General features: G+C 72.6%; 19 protein-coding genes. 12 read left to right on the top strand and 7 right to left on the bottom strand.

What is annotated here, in order from left to right; genetic code table 11:
* Positions 1-75 precede the first annotated feature (75 nt).
* Positions 76-972 (top strand): glycerophosphodiester phosphodiesterase, encoded by an 897-nt coding sequence (locus ACZ4D5_RS05020; protein ID WP_467770928.1) that lies wholly within the window; start codon positions 76-78, stop codon positions 970-972.
* Here the strand turns inward: ACZ4D5_RS05020 and ACZ4D5_RS05015 are convergent.
* Positions 947-1,591 (bottom strand): TetR/AcrR family transcriptional regulator, encoded by a 645-nt coding sequence (locus ACZ4D5_RS05015; protein WP_467770927.1) that lies wholly within the window; start codon positions 1,589-1,591, stop codon positions 947-949. The genes ACZ4D5_RS05020 and ACZ4D5_RS05015 overlap by 26 nt on opposite strands.
* Positions 1,592-1,724: 133 nt before the next feature.
* On the opposite strand from ACZ4D5_RS05015, the gene ACZ4D5_RS05010 reads away from it, so the two are divergent.
* Positions 1,725-1,904: a DUF6243 family protein gene (locus ACZ4D5_RS05010; RefSeq protein WP_467770926.1), complete on the top strand. Its 180-nt coding sequence runs from the start codon at positions 1,725-1,727 to the stop codon at positions 1,902-1,904.
* 138 nt (positions 1,905-2,042) lie between these two features.
* Complete coding sequence (gene ddaH, locus ACZ4D5_RS05005) at positions 2,043-2,876, top strand: dimethylargininase (protein WP_467770925.1); 834 nt, start codon at positions 2,043-2,045, stop codon at positions 2,874-2,876.
* 9 nt (positions 2,877-2,885) lie between these two features.
* Here the strand turns inward: ddaH and ACZ4D5_RS05000 are convergent, their stop codons facing one another.
* On the bottom strand, positions 2,886-4,901 hold the full coding sequence (locus ACZ4D5_RS05000; RefSeq protein WP_467770924.1) for a glycoside hydrolase: 2,016 nt from the start codon (positions 4,899-4,901) through the stop codon (positions 2,886-2,888).
* Between the two features lie 203 nt (positions 4,902-5,104).
* Between ACZ4D5_RS05000 and ACZ4D5_RS04995 the strand changes: the two genes are divergently transcribed.
* Positions 5,105-5,593, top strand: a complete 489-nt coding sequence (locus ACZ4D5_RS04995) for a hypothetical protein (RefSeq protein WP_467770923.1) — start codon at positions 5,105-5,107, stop codon at positions 5,591-5,593.
* Between the two features lie 32 nt (positions 5,594-5,625).
* Here ACZ4D5_RS04995 and ACZ4D5_RS04990 read toward each other — a convergent pair whose 3' ends face one another.
* Complete coding sequence (locus ACZ4D5_RS04990; protein ID WP_467770922.1) at positions 5,626-6,648, bottom strand: small ribosomal subunit Rsm22 family protein; 1,023 nt, start codon at positions 6,646-6,648, stop codon at positions 5,626-5,628.
* A 66-nt stretch (positions 6,649-6,714) separates the two neighbouring features.
* Here ACZ4D5_RS04990 and ACZ4D5_RS04985 point away from each other — a divergent pair, with 66 nt between their 5' ends.
* On the top strand, positions 6,715-7,212 hold the full coding sequence (locus ACZ4D5_RS04985) for a GNAT family N-acetyltransferase (protein WP_467770921.1): 498 nt from the start codon (positions 6,715-6,717) through the stop codon (positions 7,210-7,212).
* A gap of 103 nt (positions 7,213-7,315) precedes the next feature.
* Here ACZ4D5_RS04985 and ACZ4D5_RS04980 read toward each other — a convergent pair whose 3' ends face one another.
* The 3 genes from ACZ4D5_RS04980 to ACZ4D5_RS04970 form a co-directional block, all read right to left on the bottom strand.
* Positions 7,316-8,506 carry a serine hydrolase domain-containing protein gene (locus ACZ4D5_RS04980; protein ID WP_467770920.1) on the bottom strand — a complete coding sequence of 397 codons (1,191 nt, stop codon included), beginning with the start codon at positions 8,504-8,506 and terminating at the stop codon, positions 7,316-7,318.
* Positions 8,446-9,735, bottom strand: coding sequence for a multidrug effflux MFS transporter (locus ACZ4D5_RS04975; RefSeq protein ID WP_467770919.1), 1,290 nt, complete (start codon positions 9,733-9,735; stop codon positions 8,446-8,448). Before ACZ4D5_RS04975 ends, ACZ4D5_RS04980 begins: the two co-directional genes overlap by 61 nt.
* A 218-nt stretch (positions 9,736-9,953) precedes the next feature.
* Entirely contained in the window at positions 9,954-11,588 is a 1,635-nt protein-coding gene (locus tag ACZ4D5_RS04970) for an alkaline phosphatase D family protein (protein WP_467770918.1), read from the bottom strand.
* Positions 11,589-11,720: 132 nt separating this feature from the next.
* On the opposite strand from ACZ4D5_RS04970, the gene ACZ4D5_RS04965 reads away from it, so the two are divergent.
* From ACZ4D5_RS04965 to ACZ4D5_RS04955, 3 genes are all read left to right on the top strand, one after another.
* Positions 11,721-12,527: an SDR family oxidoreductase gene (locus ACZ4D5_RS04965; protein ID WP_467770917.1), complete on the top strand. Its 807-nt coding sequence runs from the start codon at positions 11,721-11,723 to the stop codon at positions 12,525-12,527.
* 148 nt (positions 12,528-12,675) lie between these two features.
* The gene (locus tag ACZ4D5_RS04960; protein ID WP_467770916.1) at positions 12,676-13,146 is read left to right on the top strand and encodes a lamin tail domain-containing protein; all 471 of its coding nucleotides are present in this window, start codon (positions 12,676-12,678) and stop codon (positions 13,144-13,146) included.
* A 104-nt stretch (positions 13,147-13,250) separates the two neighbouring features.
* Positions 13,251-14,252, top strand: coding sequence for a PhzF family phenazine biosynthesis protein (locus tag ACZ4D5_RS04955; protein WP_467770915.1), 1,002 nt, complete (start codon positions 13,251-13,253; stop codon positions 14,250-14,252).
* On the opposite strand, the gene ACZ4D5_RS04950 is transcribed toward ACZ4D5_RS04955, so the two are convergent.
* Positions 14,200-14,526, bottom strand: a complete 327-nt coding sequence (locus tag ACZ4D5_RS04950) for a nuclear transport factor 2 family protein (protein ID WP_467770914.1) — start codon at positions 14,524-14,526, stop codon at positions 14,200-14,202. The genes ACZ4D5_RS04955 and ACZ4D5_RS04950 overlap by 53 nt on opposite strands.
* A gap of 217 nt (positions 14,527-14,743) precedes the next feature.
* On the opposite strand from ACZ4D5_RS04950, the gene ACZ4D5_RS04945 reads away from it, so the two are divergent.
* From ACZ4D5_RS04945 to ACZ4D5_RS04930, 4 genes are all read left to right on the top strand, one after another.
* Positions 14,744-15,277 carry a DoxX family protein gene (locus ACZ4D5_RS04945; RefSeq protein ID WP_467770913.1) on the top strand — a complete coding sequence of 178 codons (534 nt, stop codon included), beginning with the start codon at positions 14,744-14,746 and terminating at the stop codon, positions 15,275-15,277.
* Positions 15,278-15,299: 22 nt separating this feature from the next.
* Entirely contained in the window at positions 15,300-15,674 is a 375-nt protein-coding gene (locus ACZ4D5_RS04940) for a MazG-like family protein (RefSeq protein ID WP_467770912.1), read from the top strand.
* A gap of 19 nt (positions 15,675-15,693) precedes the next feature.
* Positions 15,694-16,524: an SAM-dependent methyltransferase gene (locus tag ACZ4D5_RS04935; protein WP_467770911.1), complete on the top strand. Its 831-nt coding sequence runs from the start codon at positions 15,694-15,696 to the stop codon at positions 16,522-16,524.
* Positions 16,525-16,605: 81 nt separating this feature from the next.
* Positions 16,606-17,148 carry an MOSC domain-containing protein gene (locus ACZ4D5_RS04930; protein ID WP_467770910.1) on the top strand — a complete coding sequence of 181 codons (543 nt, stop codon included), beginning with the start codon at positions 16,606-16,608 and terminating at the stop codon, positions 17,146-17,148.
* Positions 17,149-17,181 lie beyond the last annotated feature (33 nt).

Below are 17,181 nucleotides of genomic sequence, written 5' to 3'. Positions count from 1 at the left end.
GGTGATGCCAGCCGCTGGACGACATAGCGCGTCATTGCGTACTAAGAAGGGATTTCCACCCCTACCGTGGTCGCCATGGTCATTAGGACTGTGCTGACAGGCCTCACGGCGCTGACCCTCACGGCACCGAACGGCTTCCTCGCCCCGATCGAGTGGGGCGGCGGCCCCCTGACCGTGGACGCGCTCCCCCGCGTCGTCTACACCGCGCACCGCGGCGGCGCCCTGGAGGTGCCGGAGAACAGCATGTCGGGTCTGGTGGCCGCGTACGAGCGCGGCACCGCCCAGGTCATCGACTTCGACACACGGATACTGCGCGACGGAACCATGGTGGTGATGCACGACGACACCCTGGACCGGACCACGTACGCGACGGGCCCGGTGCGCGGCCTGGACCGGCAGGAGTGGCAGAGCGTGCGGCTGCGCCCCGGCGCGGCCCTGCCCGGCAGCTGGCGCCCCGAGCGGCCGCCGACGGTCGCGGAGGTCCTGGACCGCTTCGGCGGGCGGATCATGCTGATGCTGGAGGCCAAGGACCCGGGCAGCCTGAAGAAGCTCGCCCAGCTGATCCGGGTGCGCGGCCTGACCCGCTCGGTCTTCGTGAACTCCAACAAGCCCGCGGTCGCCCGGCGCGCCCACGAGCTGGGGCTGCTCGCGCAGCTGTGGCGCTCCAAGACGCAGATGCGCACGGACAGGCCCGAGCGCTGGGCGTCGTTCGTGGACGTCCTGGACGTGGACTACAAGGCGCGCGACAACGACCTGCTGCGGGCCGTCAACTCGGGCATCCCGCGGGTGTGGGCGCACACGGTGACCACGCCGAAGCAGCGCGACCGGGCGCTGCGCCTCGGCTGCAACGGCATCATCACGGACGCGCCGGGACTGCTCTCGCGTACGCCGATCAAGCCCGACGAGCCGTTCAAGCAGGCCGCGGGGATCGAGCGGTCCTCGCAGGTCAGGACGTTGCGGAACGCGGCGTGATGCCGTAGAGGGCGTACTCGACGAGCTTGTCGGCGTACGCGTGGTCGAGGGGGCCCGATCGCATCAGCCAGCGCTGGGCGAGCGGGCTCGCCCACAGTTCGAGGGCGATGCGGGGGTCGACGCCGGGCGCGACCTGGCCCGCGTCCTGGGCCCGGCGCACGCGCCGCACGTAGAGCTGGAGCTGTGGTTCGAGGAGCTTCTCCACGAACTCGGCGCCCAGCTCGGGGTTGAGCAGCCCCTCGGCGGCGAGCGCGCGGTAGGGGGCGTCGTACTTGGGGTCGTTGAACTCGTCGACGGTGGCGCGCATCACGTACTTGAGGTCGGCCTCCAGGTCCCCGGAGTCCGGGATATCGGTCGCGACCTCGTCCGCGCCCGCGTTCTCGCCGGCCTCCCGGGCCGCCTGTTCGGCGAGGTCGAGGAAGGCGTCGAGCAGGACGGCACCCTTGGAGGTCCACCAGCGGTAGATCGTCTGCTTGCCGACGCCGGCGCGGGCCGCGATGGCCTCGATCGTCAGCTTGGCGTAGCCGACCTCCTCGACCAGGGCGAGGGCGGCGTCGTAGATCGCGCGGCGCGAGCGTTCGCTGCGGCGCGTGGAGTCGGGAGCTGTCTTCTGGGCCATGTCGTCGAATGTAGCAGCGGGCGAGCCGAGACGTACCGTCTTGACAAGACGGGGCGTCTCGCCGATAGTGGTGACCGAAGCGAGACGATCCGTCTCGCCCGACTGGTGACACTCGACCGACCTGGAGGCGGACATGACCCGAGGATCAGGAAACATGCTGGGCGTCGGCGGCACCCGCAGCAATCTCTCCCGCAAGGCGCTGCGCGGCGGGGGCAGGGGCGACCGCGTCGGGGGCGGCCTCAGCCCCCAGGAGCAGAAGCGCGAGCTGCTGCGCAGACTGCGGGAGGGCCGCGAGACGCACGGCCGTTCGTGAACCGCGCACGCGGGTGGCCGTGTGACGTCGACCACCACCCGTTCGGTTCACAGCGCGAAGGCTCCTCACACCGCACTATGGGCTTCGACTGCCCCACCACGGGCAGCACCTGACCCTGCGGTACGTGAGGAGCCTTCTTTGTCCCGTATTCCTCGCTCTCCTCGGTGCGCCACACCCCGGCGCTACCTGATGTGCTCGCCCGAACACTTCAAGGTCACCTACTCCATCAACCCCTGGATGGACCCCGCCAAGCCGGTCGACGTGCCGCTCGCCGTCGCCCAGTGGGAGGACCTGCGCGACCGGTACCGGGCGCTCGGCCACACCGTCGAGGAGCTCGCCCCCAGGCCCGGCCTGCCGGACATGGTCTTCGCGGCGAACGGCGCGACCGTCGTCGAGGGACGCGTGCTCGGCGCGCGCTTCGCCTACCGCGAGCGCGAGCAGGAGGCCGCGGCCCACCTGGAGTGGTTCCGTGCGCACGGCTTCACCGAGATCCACGAGCCCACCCACATCAACGAGGGCGAGGGCGACTTCGCCGTCACCTCCTCCTACGTCCTGGCCGGGCGCGGCTTCAGGGCCAGTCCGCTCTCGCACGGCGAGGCGCAGGAGTTCTTCGGCCGCCCGGTCATCGGGCTCGACCTGGTCGACCCCCGCTACTACCACCTGGACACCGCGCTCGCGGTCCTGGACGACGCGGCGGACGAGGTCATGTACTACCCGCCCGCCTTCTCCCCCGGCAGCCGCGCCGTCCTGGAGCGGCTCTTCCCCGACGCCCTGGTCGTCGAGGAGCCCGACGCCGCGGCGTTCGGGCTCAACGCCGTCTCCGACGGGCTCCACGTGCTGCTCCCGCAGGCCGCCGTCGGACTCTTCGAACCGCTGCGCGAGCGCGGCTACGAACCCGTCGGGATGGACCTGAGCGAGCTGCTCAAGGGCGGCGGCAGCGTGAAGTGCTGCACACAGGAGCTGCGGGTCTGACCCGGCGGGCTAGCCCAGCTTCGCCGGGCAGAGCCTGCGCGGCGCGTCGTCGCCCTTGAGGCGGGCGTCGACGCAGCCGCCCGGCAGCCCCTCGTACGCCGTGGTGCCGAAGTTGGCCGTGACGGTCAGCGTGCCCCTGCCGAAGACCGTGCGCTGGACGGTGCGGTCCTCGGTCAGGCGCCGGTAGGAGGTCAGGGGCTCGGTGCCCGCGGCCTTGTGCAGGGGCGAGAAGTACTTCTGGAGCGCGGCCAGTTCGGCGCCGTGCTTCGTCAGGGACGGGCCGTCCAGGACGTAGTTGAGGGGGGTGTTGCCGAGCATCGCGAGCAGGGCGCGGGTGGTCTTCTGCCGCGGGAGCTTGTCGTGACTCAGCTCCCAGCGCTCGGTGTTGACCAGCGAGCCGTGCAGCGCGGTCTCGTAGAGCGGGACGCGGTAGCGCGGGTCGTACATCGCCTTGGCGAGGTCGGCGGGCAGGTCGACCGGCTTGAAGAAGACCCCGGGGGCGTTCTCCGGGTAGTAGCCGCCCCACTTCTCGCGGTCCTTCTGGAGCGCCCACAGGCCGTCGGCGGCCGGGGTGGCGCCGCCGTGGTCGAAGGCGAGCACCTTGTTCGCCCAGGCCTGGGCGGTCTCGGAGCCGAGGACGAGGCCCTTGCCCGTGTCCGTGCCCGTGTCCGTGTCCGCGATGCGCCGCATCCGCGCGAGACGGTTCTCGCGGTCCTCCGCCTTGGTCATCGGGTGGCTCTTGTCGTGGTCGCGGAAGAGTTCGCCGGTGGCGTCGACGTCGAGGAAGTAGCTGTCCGCGCCGTTGGCGACCATGGAGCGGGTGCGGTCGGCGAGGTAGTGGTGGCGGGGCTCGGCCTGTTCGAAGGCCTGGGAGCTGAGGTAGCAGCCGCGGCCGCCGAAGCCGGTCTCGGGCCTGCCCTTCGCGTCGCGTACGCAGTAGTCGGGGTAGACGCGGCCGGGCCACACGGCGTTCGGGGCGTCGGCGGTCTTCGGGTCCTGGCCGTTGGCGAAGGAGTCGTACGGGCCCACGAGGTACCCGGCCTTCTTCGCGGCGCTCACCGCCTCCTTGTCGGGGTGGGGCTCGCCGTCGTAGCCGAGCCACATCCGGTCGACGCCCAGCGCGCGCAGCTTCCGGACCGCGGGGGCCTTGCGGGCGTCGCCCCAGGTGTAGGCGTGGAAGGCGCCGAGGAGCTTGCCGGTGGCGGGGTTCTTCGCGATCTTCCGCTTCAGGCTGCCCAGTTGGCCGCGCTCGGCGAGGTAGGAGCGGTAGTCGGCGGCGGGCGCGACCGGGTTGCCGTCGGTCAGCGCGAAGGTGACGGCGTAGTCGCGGGTGCCCTCGCCGCGGTCGAAGGTGTGCTCGGCGGTGGCGCGCAGCCGGCCGCCCGGCGCGGTGAAGCCGAGGGTGGTGCCGATGTCGGTGGGCGTGAGGTAGCTGACGCCGGTCCTCCCGCCGAGGGAGTAGCCCCACAGCGGCAGCGTCAGGCCCTCGCCCACGTCGACGGTACTGCCGCCGAGGCCGCCCTTGCCGGTGGTCCAGAAGGCATCCGTGACGGGGATGTCCAGGCCTTCGCCGCGCGGGAGTTGAAGGGAGCTCGCGGTGGCGTCGGTGCCGGTGACGGGCCAGCTCACCGAGGTGTCGCGGTGCGCCTTCAGCCGCAGCGAGAGGCGGCCGTGGTCGGCGCGGGCGGTGACGTCGATGCCGCGCGCGGGGTAGCTCCAGCGGGCCCCGCCGCCGGTGCGGGTCACCGGGCCGGGGGCGCCGAGGTCGGTGCCCGAGGCGTCGGAGAGGGTGAGTTCGCGGCCGTCGCGGGTGCGGGCGCGCACGGCGAGGGAGGCGGTGTCGACGACCGCGGTGCCGCCGTCGACGGACAGTTCGACCTGCTTGCCGCGCGGCTGTTCGGCCCCCGCGGTGAAGGCGTAGGTGGTGGCGCCCACCGCGGTGACCGCAAGGGCGACGGACAGGGCGAGGAAACGGGTCTCCGACCGCCTGCGGGCATGACCGGGTGACGTGATCTTGGTTGGCATGGGGACGTGGATAGTCACCGCGTCTAAGAACCTCTTAAGAAGCGGCCCAATTCAGCCACCTGACCTGCGGCGTGCTAACAATACGGACGCACGGGTGCGACGCGCGGACACGCGGGGCGTCCCGTGCGAACGCATCACAACAACCAAAAAGGTGGGCCCACAGGGGCCCAGGGGGAAGAAGAGGTATCAGCGCAGTGAACCGTATGCGCACGTCCGCCGCAGTCCTGGCCACCGCGGGGGCACTCACGGCCGCTCAGCTCGGCCTCGCCGGGTCCGCGTCCGCGGCGACCGGCTCGACCGCTCCGAAGGCCGCGCCGCGCGCCGTCTCCGGCTGCCCGATCGACATCGTCTACCCGAAGCGCTTCTCGTACGACGCGCGGGGCAACGTACTCAACGGCGGCCTGTACTTCGGCATCAAGAGCAAGACCACGAAGAGCGTCAAGAACGTCACCCTCACGGTGACCAACACCAAGAACGTCCGCTTCGGCAAGGCGACGCCGACGGGCGGCAAGGTCACGCGCAGGACGACGAAGACCGTCGCCGTGTACGACAAGACCTTCAAGGGCAAGGCCAAGCTCGGCTTCAAGGTCAAGACGCGGATCCTGAACGTCCGGTCCTACGGCGTGAAGTTCACGCTGCGCGGCACCGGCTGGAACTGCGCGGTCAACCAGGGGACCTGGGGCCCGGCCTAGTCACTGACCGGGCCGGCCACTGACCGGCCTGGTCACTGAGCGGACCGGGGCGGCCACGCGTCGCCCCAGTCCGCGTCGCGCGCCGCGCGGTACAGGGGGCCGTGGCGCTTGGTCACGGTCCGCCTGGTCAGCTCCTCCTCGGCCCCGCACAGGTCGAGGAGGACGAGGCCCTTGCGGATCTGGGGGCGGCGCACCACGCGGTGGGGCGCGGTGTCCGGGGCGGTGCCGAAGCGGACCGCCGCGACGTAGCTGAACTTCTCGTCCTCGTACGCCAGTGAGCCGCCCTTGACCTGGCGGTGCAGGGACGACCTGCTGACCCGCGCCGAGAAGTGGCACCAGTCCTCGCCGGGCACGATGGGGCAGGCGGCGCTGTGCGGGCAGGGAGCGGCGATCGTGAAGCCCGCCGCGATCAGCCGGTCGCGGGCCGCCATGACGCGGGCGTAGCCGTCGGGGGTGCCCGGCTCGACGACGACGACGGCCCGCTCGGCGGCCTGTGCCGCCGCGTCCACGACCGATCCGCGGTCCTCCTCGGTCAGCTCCCCGAGCACGTACGACACCGTGACGAGATCGGCGCTCTCGATGGCGAGCGATGCTCCGATACGAGAGCGCTGCCACCTCGCCGAGTTCAACTGGGGCACCGCGCCCGCCAGTTCACGCCCGAGGTCCAGCGCGGGCTCCGCCCAGTCGAGGACCGTCACCGGACGCTCCCCCGCCCACGTCGCCGCGACCGCCCAGGTCGCCGCGCCGGTCCCGCCGCCCACGTCCACGTGGCTCTGCGGCGACCAGCCCTCGGGCGCCGCGTCCACCAGGGCGGCCAGCGCGGAACGCACCGCCTCGAAGGTCGCCGGCATGCGGTACGCGGCGTACGCGGCGACGTCCGCGCGGTCGCGCAGGATGGGGGCGTCGGTCGGCGTGCGGCCCCGGTAGTTGGCGATCAGCCGGTCGACGGCCTGGGTCGCCTGCTTGGGCGGGAGGCCGTCGAGGAGTCCGGCGAGGGCACTGCGCAGGGTCTCGGCCGGGGAGGCTGGGGATGCCGGGGAAATCGGGGCGTTCACCCCATGATTCTACGGGGGTAGGAGGGAGCGGGAGCAAAGAGAGGGAGCAGGGGGAGAGGGAGAGCGATGACCACACAGACGCGTCGGGCCACGGTGTCCGACCACCCCGCGATCATCGAACGCGTACGGAGCTGGTGGGGCGAGACCCACTCCCCCGAGCAGACCAGGGAGCTGTCCCTGCTGCTGCCCAGGCTGTTCCTGCAGTTCTTCGCGCACACCAGCCTGGTCGTGGAGCGGGACGGGGAGATCCGCGCCTTCCTGATCGGCCTGTACTCCGGTGACGACGACCACGGCGCGTACATCCACTTCGTGGGCGTCGCCCCCGGGCTGCGGGGGCAGGGCGTGGGCCGCGGGCTGTACGAGGAGTTCTTCCGGCGGGCGGCCGGGGCCGGGCGCACGGAGGTGCGCTCGATCACCTCGCCGCACAACCGGCGCTCCGTCGCGTTCCACCGGGCCCTGGGCTTCACCCTCGAACCGGGCGACCGCGAGGTCGACGGGCTGCCCGTGCACGGCGACTACGACGGCCCCGGCTTCGACCGGGTCTGCTTCCGGAGGCACCTCTAGGGCACCCGCGCCCCTTCGGGGCACGTGCCCCGAAGGGGCGCGGGGAACTGCGCGACCAGCCCCGACGTACCCGCAGATGACACACCGGGCCCCAGCGGAGCACTCACCGCCCTCGCGCCGCGCGAGCGAGCCTCGTGCCCGCCGCCGCCCGCGGCGAACTGTCCGCCACACGACGGCGCGGATGCACCGTGTTCGCGAGCAGCACCAGGAAGGTGTCCGTGGCCGGGTCGATCACCAGGGACGTGCCCGTGAAGCCGGTGTGCCCGGCCGCGCCGCGCCCGGCGAGCTCCCCCATGAACCACGGCTGGTCGATGCCGAAGCCGAGGCCGTCGCCCGCCAGCATCAGCTCGACGAAGTCGGGGCCGAGGATGCGGGCCCTGCCGTACGAGCCGCCGCACAGCAGCGTGCGGCAGAACACCGCGAGGTCACGGGCGGTGGAGAAGAGGCCCGCGTGCCCGGCGACGCCGCCGAGCGCCCACGCGTTCTCGTCGTGGACGGTGCCGCGCAGCATCCCGCGGTCGGCCTTCGCCCACGGCCTGCGCTGGTCCTCCGTCGCGGCGGCGTCGGGGCGCGGTCCGAAGCCGGTGGCGGTCATGCCGAGCGGCCGGGTGATGCCCTCGCGGATCAGGGCGTCCAGGGGGCGGCGGGTGAGGCGCTGGAGGATGTGCTGGAGCAGCAGCATGTTCAGGTCGGAGTAGACGTACTCGCCGGGCTCGGTGACCGGGGCCTCGGCGCGCAGGGCGGCCAGGCGCGCGGCGTCGTCCGGGCAGTCGTAGAGCGGCAGTTCGGGCCGCAGCCCCGAGGTGTGGGTGAGCAGCTGGCGCACCGTGACGCCGTGCTCGGCGGCCGCCGTGAACTCGGGGACGTACGCGCCCACGAGCGCGTCGATGCCGAGCGTGCCGCGCTCCAGTTGCTGCACGGCGGCGACCGTCGTGAACAGCTTGGTGAGCGAGGCCAGGTCGAAGGGGGTGGTGGTGCGCGTCGGCACGCGCCACTCGCGGGGCAGCTCGACGCCGGTGTCGCTCTCCTCGTCGTACGAGGCGTAGCGCACCGCCCAGCCCGCCGCTTCCTCGGCCGCGATCACGGGGCCGCGGCCCACGACGACCACGGCGCCCGCGCACCAGGGGCGCGGTCCGCGTGTCAGATCGCGCACCTCGGCGACGAGCCGGTCGATCTCGTCGGGGACGAGGCCCGCGCGGTCGGGGGTGCCGGCGCGCAGGAGTCGTGGTGCGCTCAGTGGTCCGCCTCCTCCGTGGTCTTGTGCTGCCAGGGGCGGCACAGTCCCACGAAGCATGCGATGGCCGCCAGCGCGCAGACCAGTTGGACGACGGCCATCGGGACGGCCGTGTCCTCGCCGGCGATCCCGACGAGCGGCGAGGCGACGGCGCCGATGAGGAAGGAGGAGGTGCCGAGCAGCGCGGAAGCGGAACCCGCGGCGTGCGGGGTGCGGACCAGGGCGAGCGACTGGGTGTTGGGCATGGCGAGGCCCATCGCCGACATGAGGACGAAGAGCCCGGCGGCGACCGGGAGGAGGCCGACGTCGCCGAAGACGCCGGTCGTCATCAGGAGCAGGGCCGTCGCGGCGAGGGTGATGACCGTCAGGCCGAAGGCGAGCGCCTTGTTCAGGCTGACGCGGCCGACGAGGACCTTGCCGTTGATCTGGCCGACGATGATCAGTCCGACGGAGTTGGCGCCGAACAGCAGGCTGAAGGTCTGCGGGGACGCGCCGTAGATCTCCTGGATCACGAAGGGCGAGGCGGAGATGTACGCGAAGAGCGCGGCGAACGCGAAGCCGCCCGCGATCATGTAGCCGGTGAAGACGCGGTCGGCGAGGAGGGACCTCATGGTCCGCAGCGCCTCGACGGTGCCGCCGCCGTGCCGCTTCTCGGGCGCGAGCGTCTCCGGCAGGCGCCGCCAGACCAGGAGGGTCAGCGCGATGCCGACGGCCGTGAGGACGACGAAGATGCCGCGCCAGTCCGTGAAGCGGAGGACCTGGCCGCCGATGAGGGGCGCGACGATCGGGGCGACTCCGGAGATCAGCATGAGCGTGGAGAAGAAACGCGCCATTTCCACGCCGTCGTAGAGGTCGCGGACCACGGCGCGGGCGATGACGATGCCGGCGGCGCCCGCGAGGCCCTGCAGGAGGCGGAAGCCGATGAGGAGTTCCGCGGTGGGGGCGAAGGCGCAGATCGCGGTGGCGAGGATGTAGACGAGCAGGCCGATGAGGAGGGGGCGGCGGCGGCCCCACTTGTCGCTCATCGGGCCGACGGCGAGCTGGCCGAGGGCCATGCCCATGAGGCAGGCGGTCAGGGTCAGCTGGACGGTGGCGGCGGGGGCGTGCAGGGCGTCGGTGACCTCCGGCAGGGCCGGGAGGTACATGTCCATGGAGAGCGGGGGGACGGCGGTGAGGCCGCCGAGTACGAGGGTGACGAGGGCGCCGGTACGGCGGAGGGCGGCGGAGCGGTTGGGCTCCGCCGCCTGCTGTATCTCGTGCTTTTCCGTGGTCTGCCCGCGCTCAGGCATTACGCCCCTCCCGTAGCTTCGTGTCGTCCTCCATGGTCGCAGCTGTGGGTGGGTGGTACAGACGTGTCCTTTCCCCAATCCCGCCTCTTCCCGAAACTGGGGCGCCGCCCCAGACCCCGCTCCTCAAACGCCGGAGGGGCTGAAAGATACGAACGCCGGACGGGCTGGATCTTTCAGCCCGTCCGGCGTCCGAGGACGAACTCGGCGGAGCCGGTGATCTACGCGGGCCGCAGCCCGGGGTTGCCCGACTCCGTCACGAAGGACGCCGCCGTCTTGATCGGCGCCCCGGGGACCGTCACCGCGTCGATCGTCTTGAAGTCCGCCCGTGCCGCCTCCCTGCCCAGGGAGACCGTCACGTAGCCCCGCCGCCCGTTGTAGAACTTCAGGTGCGGGTTGGCCCGCGTGTACGTGTCCCAGTTGGCCGGCTTGTCCGCGCCGTCCTTGCCGCTCGCGACGGACGTGGCGACGATCTCCGTACCGACCGTCCTGGAGGACGTGTCGTCGAAGTCGGCCTTGATGTCGAAGGCGTAGCCGACGTGCACGTCGCCGGTGAGGACCATGAGGTTCTCCAGGTCCGCGGCCTTCGCGCCCGCGAGGACCCGCTGCCGCGAGGCGCGGTAGCCGTCCCAGGCGTCCATGGAGAGCTTCGCCTGCGCGTTGAGGTCGAGCTTGCGCTGGGAGAAGGTGACCTGCTGCGGGACGACGTTCCACAGGGCGCGCGAGCGGTGCCAGCCGTCGATGAGCCAGCGCTCCTGCGTGGCCCCGGTGATGGTGCGCGCCGGGTCGTCCGTCTCGGGCCCGGGGACGTGCGCCTTGTCGCCGTACGCCTGGTCGGAGCGGTACTGCCGGGTGTCGAGGATGTCGAACTGGGCGAGGCGGCCCCACCTCAGGCGCCGGTAGAGCTGCGCGTCGGGTCCCTTCGGCAGCTGCGGGCGGCGCAGCGGCTGGTTCTCCCAGTACGCGCGGTAGGCGGCGGCGCGGCGGAGCAGGAACTCGGCGGGCGGGTTGCCGTTCTCGTCGATGTCGTCGGCGTAGTTGTTCTCGGCCTCGTGGTCGTCCCAGGTGACGACGAAGGGGTGCGCGGCGTGCGCGGCCCGCAGATCGGGGTCGGACTTGTAGAGGGCGTACCGCAGGCGGTAGTCCTCCAGGGTCTGCGTCTCCTTGTTGTAGTGCGCGGGCAGCGTGCGGTCGGTGTAGTTGCGGGCGCCGCCGACCGCGTTGACGGCGTACTCGTAGAGGTAGTCGCCGAGGTGGAAGACGACGTCGACGTCGTCCTGCGCGAGATGCCTGTACGCGGTGAAGTACCCGTCGTGGTACGCCTGGCAGGAGACGGCGGCCAGGGTCAGGGCGCTCGTGCGGCCGCCCGTCGCGGGCGCGGTGCGGGTGCGGCCGGTCTCGCTGATCCAGCGGCCCGTCCTGAAGCGGAAGTAATAGGTGCGGCCCGCCTCCAGGTGGTCGACCTCCACGTGCACGGTGTGGCTGAACTCGGGGTGCGCGGTGGCCGTGCCCCGTCTGGCGATCCGGCGGAAGCGGGCGTCGTGGGCGAGCTCCCAGTGGACGGTGACGCGCTCGGCGGGCAGGCCGCCGCCCTGCTCGTAGGGGGCGGGGGCGAGCCGGGTCCAGAGCAGGACCGAGGAGGGCAGCGGGTCACCGGAGGCGACGCCGAGCGTGAAGGGGTCGTCCGCTATGCGGCGGGCGTCCAGCTCGGCGGCGCCCGCGACGCCCGCGGTGGGCAGGTTGGTGGCGAACGCGAGCGCGGCGGCGGCCCCCGTGACGGTGAGGAACCGGCGGCGCCCCAAGTGTCGGGCGGCGGCGCGTAGTTCGGGTGCGTGCTGCTGGCCTGCGGGTGTCATGGGCCCTCCCCTGACGATTGGTGTCAGGGGCATGCAAGTGGCGGGGGACGACGACCGACTGTCACGTACACAACAGCCGCATGGCGGGCGGATGATGTCCGCGTGGACACCCCTCCCGTACGCTGCGGGGCCATGAACGCTGAGCGAACTGACTCATCGAACCCGCCGGTGGCCACCGCGAGGACCGCCGTGGTGACCGGTGCGGGCTCCGGCATCGGCCGGTCCGTCGCCGTCGAACTGCTCGCCGCGGGCTGGTCGGTGGCGCTCGCCGGCCGCCGCGTGGAGACGCTGGAGGAGACGGCCGCCCTCGCCTGTGCCGGGGCCGCCGTGAAGGACGGCGCCGCCCTCTGCGTACGTACGGACGTGTCGCGGCCCGAGGACGTGGCCGCGCTGTTCGCCGCCGTGCGCGACCGCTTCGGCCGCCTGGACCTCCTCTTCAACAACGCCGGGACGTTCGGCCCCGGCGGCGTCGCGGTCGAGGAACTCCCCTATGACGCCTGGCGCCACGTCGTCGACACCAACCTCAACGGCGCCTTCCTGTGCGCGCAGGCGGCCTTCCGGCAGATGAAGGAGCAGGACCCGCAGGGCGGGCGGATCATCAACAACGGCTCGATCTCGGCCCATGTCCCGCGCCCCAACTCGGTGGCCTACACGGCGACGAAGCACGCCCTGACGGGCCTGACGAAGTCCCTCTCCCTGGACGGCAGGCCGTACCGGATCGCCGTCGGACAGATCGACATCGGCAACGCGGCGACCGACATGACCGAGCGCATGCAGTCCGGAATCCTCCAGGCCAGCGGCCAGTTGGCGAGCGAGCCGGTGATGGACGTGGCCGACGTGGCGCGCACGGTGCGGCACATGGCGGAGCTGCCGCTGGAGGCGAATGTCCAGTTCGCGACGGTGCTCGCGACCAACATGCCGTACATCGGGCGGGGTTGACGGCTCGGGGTGACGGGGGTGGCGCGTGGTGGCGCGGCCGTGCGGCCGAGATCTCCACAAGTGGAATAGGAACTACCGCATCAATACAGGGCAGCACACCCCGTATGCTCGGCTTCTCTCCACGAGAACTTCACACTTGGAGCACTCCTTGCGCATACGCACCGCCGCCCCCGCCGTCCTCACCGCCACCGCCCTGTCGGCGGCGCTGCTCGCCACGTCGCCCGCGTCGGCGGCGACCGCGCGCCACCAGGGCGGCCTGCACCTCGGCTACATCCAGTACGACAGCCCGGGCCGGGACACCCGCTCGAACGCCTCGCTGAACGCGGAGTGGGTGAACATCCACAACAACAGCCGCTCCGCGATCCAGCTCAAGGGCTACAAGCTCAAGGACAACACCGGCTACACCTACACCTTCGGCAGCTACAAGATCGGCGCCGGCAAGACCGTCAAGGTCCGCACCGGCAAGGGCGCCAACGCCTCCGGCGTCCGCTACTGGGGCCAGGGCAACTACGTCTGGAACAACACCAGCGACAAGGCCCGCCTGATCAAGCCGAGCGGCTCGCTCCAGGACTCCTGCTCCTGGGGCCGCGGCGACCACGGCACCAAGAACTGCCACTGACCACCACTGAGGGGGAGGGGGCAGGGCAATCGCTCCGCGGTGGGTGGGGTGCCGCGGTTGGGGCCGCGGGAATGACCCGGGCCGCGGAGCGGTTGCCCTGCGACATGACGACGAACGCCCCTGACTCCCCCGGCACCGCCCCCGAGGTGCTGCGGTACACCGCCTTCGCGACCGACCCCGCGGGTGGCAATCCCGCGGGGGTCGTGCCGGACGCGACCGGGCTCGACGACGCGGCGATGCTCGCGATCGCGGCGGAGCTCGGGTACAGCGAGACGGCGTTTCTCACGCCGGGGGGCGGGGACGCCGCGGCTTCCGTGGGTGCCGCGGCTTCCGTGGGTGCCGAACGCGCTTACTCCGTCCGCTACTTCAGCCCCAAGGCCGAGGTCCCCTTCTGCGGCCACGCCACCGTGGCGTCCGCCGTGGCGCTCGCCGAGCGGGACGGGGCCGGTCCCGGGGACTACGTCTTCGCCACGGCCGCGGGCACGGTCCCGGTCACCGTCACCGAGGCGGGCGGGACGCTGCGGGCCACCCTCACCAGCGTGGAGCCCCGCGTCGAGGAGGCCGCGCCGGACGACGTGGCCGAGGCGCTCGCCGCGCTCGGCTGGGCTGCGGGCGAACTGGACGCGGCGCTGCCGCCGCGCGTCGCGTTCGCGGGCGCCCGCCATCTCGTGCTGGCGGCCGCCACCCGTGCGCGGCTCGCCGACCTCTCGTACGACTTCACACGCCTCGAAGCACTGATGCGGCGCCTCGACCTCACCACCGTCCAACTGGTGTGGCGCGAGGCCGAGTCCGTCTTCCACGTGCGCGACCCGTTCCCGGTCGGCGGTGTCGTGGAGGACCCCGCGACGGGCGCGGCCGCGGCCGCCTTCGGCGCGTACGCGCGCGACCTCGCGCTCGTCCCCGCCGACGCCGTCCTCACCCTCCACCAGGGCGAGGACATGGGCAGGCCGGGCGTCCTCACCGTGACACTGCGGGACGGGGACGCGCGGGTGCGGGTCAGCGGGGCGGCGGTGCGGATTCCCGGACGGCGGGACCGGCCGCGGGCCCGCGGGGTCAGGCCTGGCCCGTCTCGAAGCGGGAGACCTTGCCCGCCTCGTCCACGGTGAAGTGCCACTTCGTCCGCATCTCGCCCCAGGTGTCGTTGCGGTACGTGACGAGCAGCGTGCGGCCGCCGTCCGACTCCGAGTCGACGTCCATGTGGCCGTTGCAGGAGAAGATCTCCCGCTCGGTCCAGTCGGCGACGTCCCGGTCGGAGCCGTCGTCGGACATGGTCGCGCCGGGCGCGAGCAGGGCCTCGAAGGCGGCCTTGTCGTTGGCGTTCACCGCGGTGACGAAGGCGCGGACCGCGGGGTCGGAGAGCCTGTTTACCTGAATGCTCATGGGCCCACGGTCACACCGGGCGGGGTCGGGCGCCACCGCTGCGGCCCGGGCGCGGACAGGGAACGGAGCAGGTGCGGCCCAGGAGCGGTCCGGGTGCGGATCGGGTGCGGATCGGGTGCGGTCACCCGTACGGCCCAGCGGACCGGGTGCCCGGGGCCGGTCCGGCGGACGGTGGGAGAAGACCGATCCCTGCCGACCAGCAGCCCCGGGAGCCGCCATGACCTGCTCGTGCCTGGACCGACGTGACCTCGGCCTTCTGCTGCTGCGTGCGGGCACCGGCGGGGTGCTCGCCGCGCACGGTGCCCAGAAGCTCTTCGGCTGGTTCGGCGGCGGCGGCCTGGAGGGCACCGGCGCCTTCATGGAGTCCGTCGGATACGCCCCCGGCAAGCTGAACGCCCTGGTCGCCGGGGTGTGCGAGGCGGGCGGCGGCGCGCTCCTCGCCCTCGGCCTCGCGACCCCCGCGGCGGGCGCGGCCGCGGCGGGGGCCATGGCCGGCGCGACGGCCGTGCACACGCCCAACGGGTTCTTCAGCCAGGGCGGCGGATACGAGTACCCGGCGTTCCTCGGCCTGGTCTCGGCGGCCCTCGCCGTCACGGGCCCCGGCCGCTACTCCGCCGACCACGCGCTCGGCCACGCGCTGAACCGCGGCTGGATGGTGCCGGCCGCGCTCGCGGGGACGGCCGTCGGGGTGCTCGCCACGCTGGGGGCGAGGAACAGGAAGGTGCGCGAGGACGCCTCGCCCGAGGCGTAGCCGCCGTGGCAGGCTGCGGGGCATGGACGATCAGCAGGACCCGGCGGACGGCCACCAGGACCCTTGGGAGACGGTCGGCCGCCTCTGCGAATGGCTCGACTCCCACAACCGGCGCGCACCCCAAGAGGCCCTGCTCCTGCGGATGTTGAAGCTCTCCGAGGAAGTGGGCGAGGTCGCGCAGGCGGTCATCGGCGCCACCGGCCAGAACCCCCGCAAGGGCGCCACCCACACCTGGGACGACGTCCAGGCCGAGCTCTGCGACGTCATCGTCACGGCCATGGTCGCCCTGCGCACGCTGACCCCGGACGCACGGGGTGTGCTGGCCGGACATCTGCGGCGCGTCGACGAGCGCTCCCAGGAGCAGGGGGCCGAAATCGCTGTCCCGCCGACCAGTTGACGGGTTAACGTCCGCTGCCATGACCACCACCTCCGCCTCGCCCTCCGCCTCGCCCTCCGCCTCGCCCTCCGCGTCCGGCACCCCGAGCGCCCTCGACGGGCCCCCTCGCCTCACCCGCCTCACCTTCCACGGCCCCCTCTCCGAGGCCCGGGCGCAGCGGATCGTCGAGCGGCTCGCGGCGTCCGGGCCCCGCACCGTGCTCGACCTCGGCTGCGGCTGGGGCGAGCTGATGCTCCGCGTGCTCGAAGCCGTCCCCGGGGCCACCGGCGTCGGCGTCGACCTGTCGGGCGAGGACCTGGACCGCGGCCGGGCCAACGCCGAGGAGCGCGGGCTCGGGGAGCGGGTCGTCTTCGCCGAGGAGTCCGCGACGGACACCGCGCGCGGCCCCGCCGACGTCGTCCTGTGCCTCGGCGCGAGCCAGGCGCTCAGCACCGCCCGGCCGCAGGGCCGGGCGACGGCCGAGGCGCTGCGCGAGCTGCGCCGCCTGGTCGACCCCGGCGGCCGCGTCGTGCTCGGCGAGGGCTTCTGGCAGCGCACACCCACCGAGGAGGAGCTCGCCGGGATGTGGCCGGACGCCCGGGTCGAGGAGCACCTGTTCCTCGGCGACCTGGTGGACGCGGCGGTCGAGGCGGGGTTCCGGCCGCTGTGGGTGGAGACGGCGAGCCCCGGGGAGTGGGAGGAGTTCGAGTCCGCGTACCGCTCCGACGTCGAGGAGTGGCTCGCCGCGCACCCCGGCCACCCGCTGGCCGCCGAGACCCGCGAGCGCGTCGACGCCCAGCGTTCGTCCTGGCTGCGCGGTTACCGCAGGGTGCTCGGTCTCACGTACCTGACCTTGGTGCCGGTCGGCTGAGGCGGGTTAGGGTCGCGCGGTAAGGGCGTCGGGGAGGACGAGCCCGACGGGCACCGAGGACAGGCAAGGGGGCCACCCACCATGGGCGCGAGGGTCACGGCGGTCAGCAGCAACGGAACGTACTCCTTCACCAAGCCGAACCGCGAGAGCATCACGCTGCTCGAAGGTCTCGGCGTCGAGGGGGACGTGCACGCCGGGGAGAAGGTCAAGCACCGCTTCCGCGTCGCGCAGAACCCGGACCAGCCGAACCTCCGCCAGGTCCACCTCATCCACGAGGAGCTCTTCGACGAGCTGGCCGGTGACGGCTTCACCGTGGCGGCGGGCGAGCTCGGCGAGAACGTCACCACGCGCGGCATCGACCTGCTCGGCCTGCCCACCGGGGCGCTCCTGCGCATCGGCGACACGGCCGTCGTGGAGGTCACGGGCCTGCGCAACCCCTGCCGCCAGATCGACGACTTCCAGGCCGGGCTGATGAAGAAGGTCGTCGGGCGCGACGAGAGCGGGGCCGTCTTCTACAAGTCGGGGATCATGAGCGTGGTCCGCCGGGGCGGCGAGATACGCCCCGGCGACGCGATCGAGATCGTCCTGCCGGAGGAACCGCACCGCCCGCTGAAGACGGTCTGAGCCCGGGAAGACCGTCTGGGCCCGGGAAGACCG

The organism is Streptomyces sp. NPDC025651 (assembly GCF_055558735.1).
The sequence above is the reverse complement of the archived record's forward strand: the minus strand, read 5'-3'. Positions and strand labels throughout refer to the sequence as shown.

What these genes read in the sequence shown, in the direction of transcription:
- ACZ4D5_RS05020 (WP_467770928.1), top strand. Translation starts at nt 76, where the DNA reads ATGGTCATTAGGACTGTGCTGACAGGCCTCACGGCGCTGACCCTCACG.
- ACZ4D5_RS05015 (WP_467770927.1), bottom strand. Translation starts at nt 1,591, where the DNA reads ATGGCCCAGAAGACAGCTCCCGACTCCACGCGCCGCAGCGAACGCTCG.
- ACZ4D5_RS04940 (WP_467770912.1), top strand. Translation starts at nt 15,300, where the DNA reads ATGGACGATCAGCAGGACCCGGCGGACGGCCACCAGGACCCTTGGGAG.
- ACZ4D5_RS05010 (WP_467770926.1), top strand. Translation starts at nt 1,725, where the DNA reads ATGACCCGAGGATCAGGAAACATGCTGGGCGTCGGCGGCACCCGCAGC.
- ACZ4D5_RS04985 (WP_467770921.1), top strand. Translation starts at nt 6,715, where the DNA reads ATGACCACACAGACGCGTCGGGCCACGGTGTCCGACCACCCCGCGATC.
- ACZ4D5_RS04935 (WP_467770911.1), top strand. Translation starts at nt 15,694, where the DNA reads ATGACCACCACCTCCGCCTCGCCCTCCGCCTCGCCCTCCGCCTCGCCC.
- ACZ4D5_RS04930 (WP_467770910.1), top strand. Translation starts at nt 16,606, where the DNA reads ATGGGCGCGAGGGTCACGGCGGTCAGCAGCAACGGAACGTACTCCTTC.
- ACZ4D5_RS04970 (WP_467770918.1), bottom strand. Translation starts at nt 11,588, where the DNA reads ATGACACCCGCAGGCCAGCAGCACGCACCCGAACTACGCGCCGCCGCC.
- ACZ4D5_RS04945 (WP_467770913.1), top strand. Translation starts at nt 14,744, where the DNA reads ATGACCTGCTCGTGCCTGGACCGACGTGACCTCGGCCTTCTGCTGCTG.
- ACZ4D5_RS04950 (WP_467770914.1), bottom strand. Translation starts at nt 14,526, where the DNA reads ATGAGCATTCAGGTAAACAGGCTCTCCGACCCCGCGGTCCGCGCCTTC.
- ACZ4D5_RS04980 (WP_467770920.1), bottom strand. Translation starts at nt 8,506, where the DNA reads ATGCTTCGTGGGACTGTGCCGCCCCTGGCAGCACAAGACCACGGAGGA.
- ACZ4D5_RS04995 (WP_467770923.1), top strand. Translation starts at nt 5,105, where the DNA reads ATGCGCACGTCCGCCGCAGTCCTGGCCACCGCGGGGGCACTCACGGCC.
- ACZ4D5_RS04965 (WP_467770917.1), top strand. Translation starts at nt 11,721, where the DNA reads ATGAACGCTGAGCGAACTGACTCATCGAACCCGCCGGTGGCCACCGCG.
- ACZ4D5_RS05000 (WP_467770924.1), bottom strand. Translation starts at nt 4,901, where the DNA reads ATGCCAACCAAGATCACGTCACCCGGTCATGCCCGCAGGCGGTCGGAG.
- ACZ4D5_RS04975 (WP_467770919.1), bottom strand. Translation starts at nt 9,735, where the DNA reads ATGCCTGAGCGCGGGCAGACCACGGAAAAGCACGAGATACAGCAGGCG.
- ACZ4D5_RS04955 (WP_467770915.1), top strand. Translation starts at nt 13,251, where the DNA reads ATGACGACGAACGCCCCTGACTCCCCCGGCACCGCCCCCGAGGTGCTG.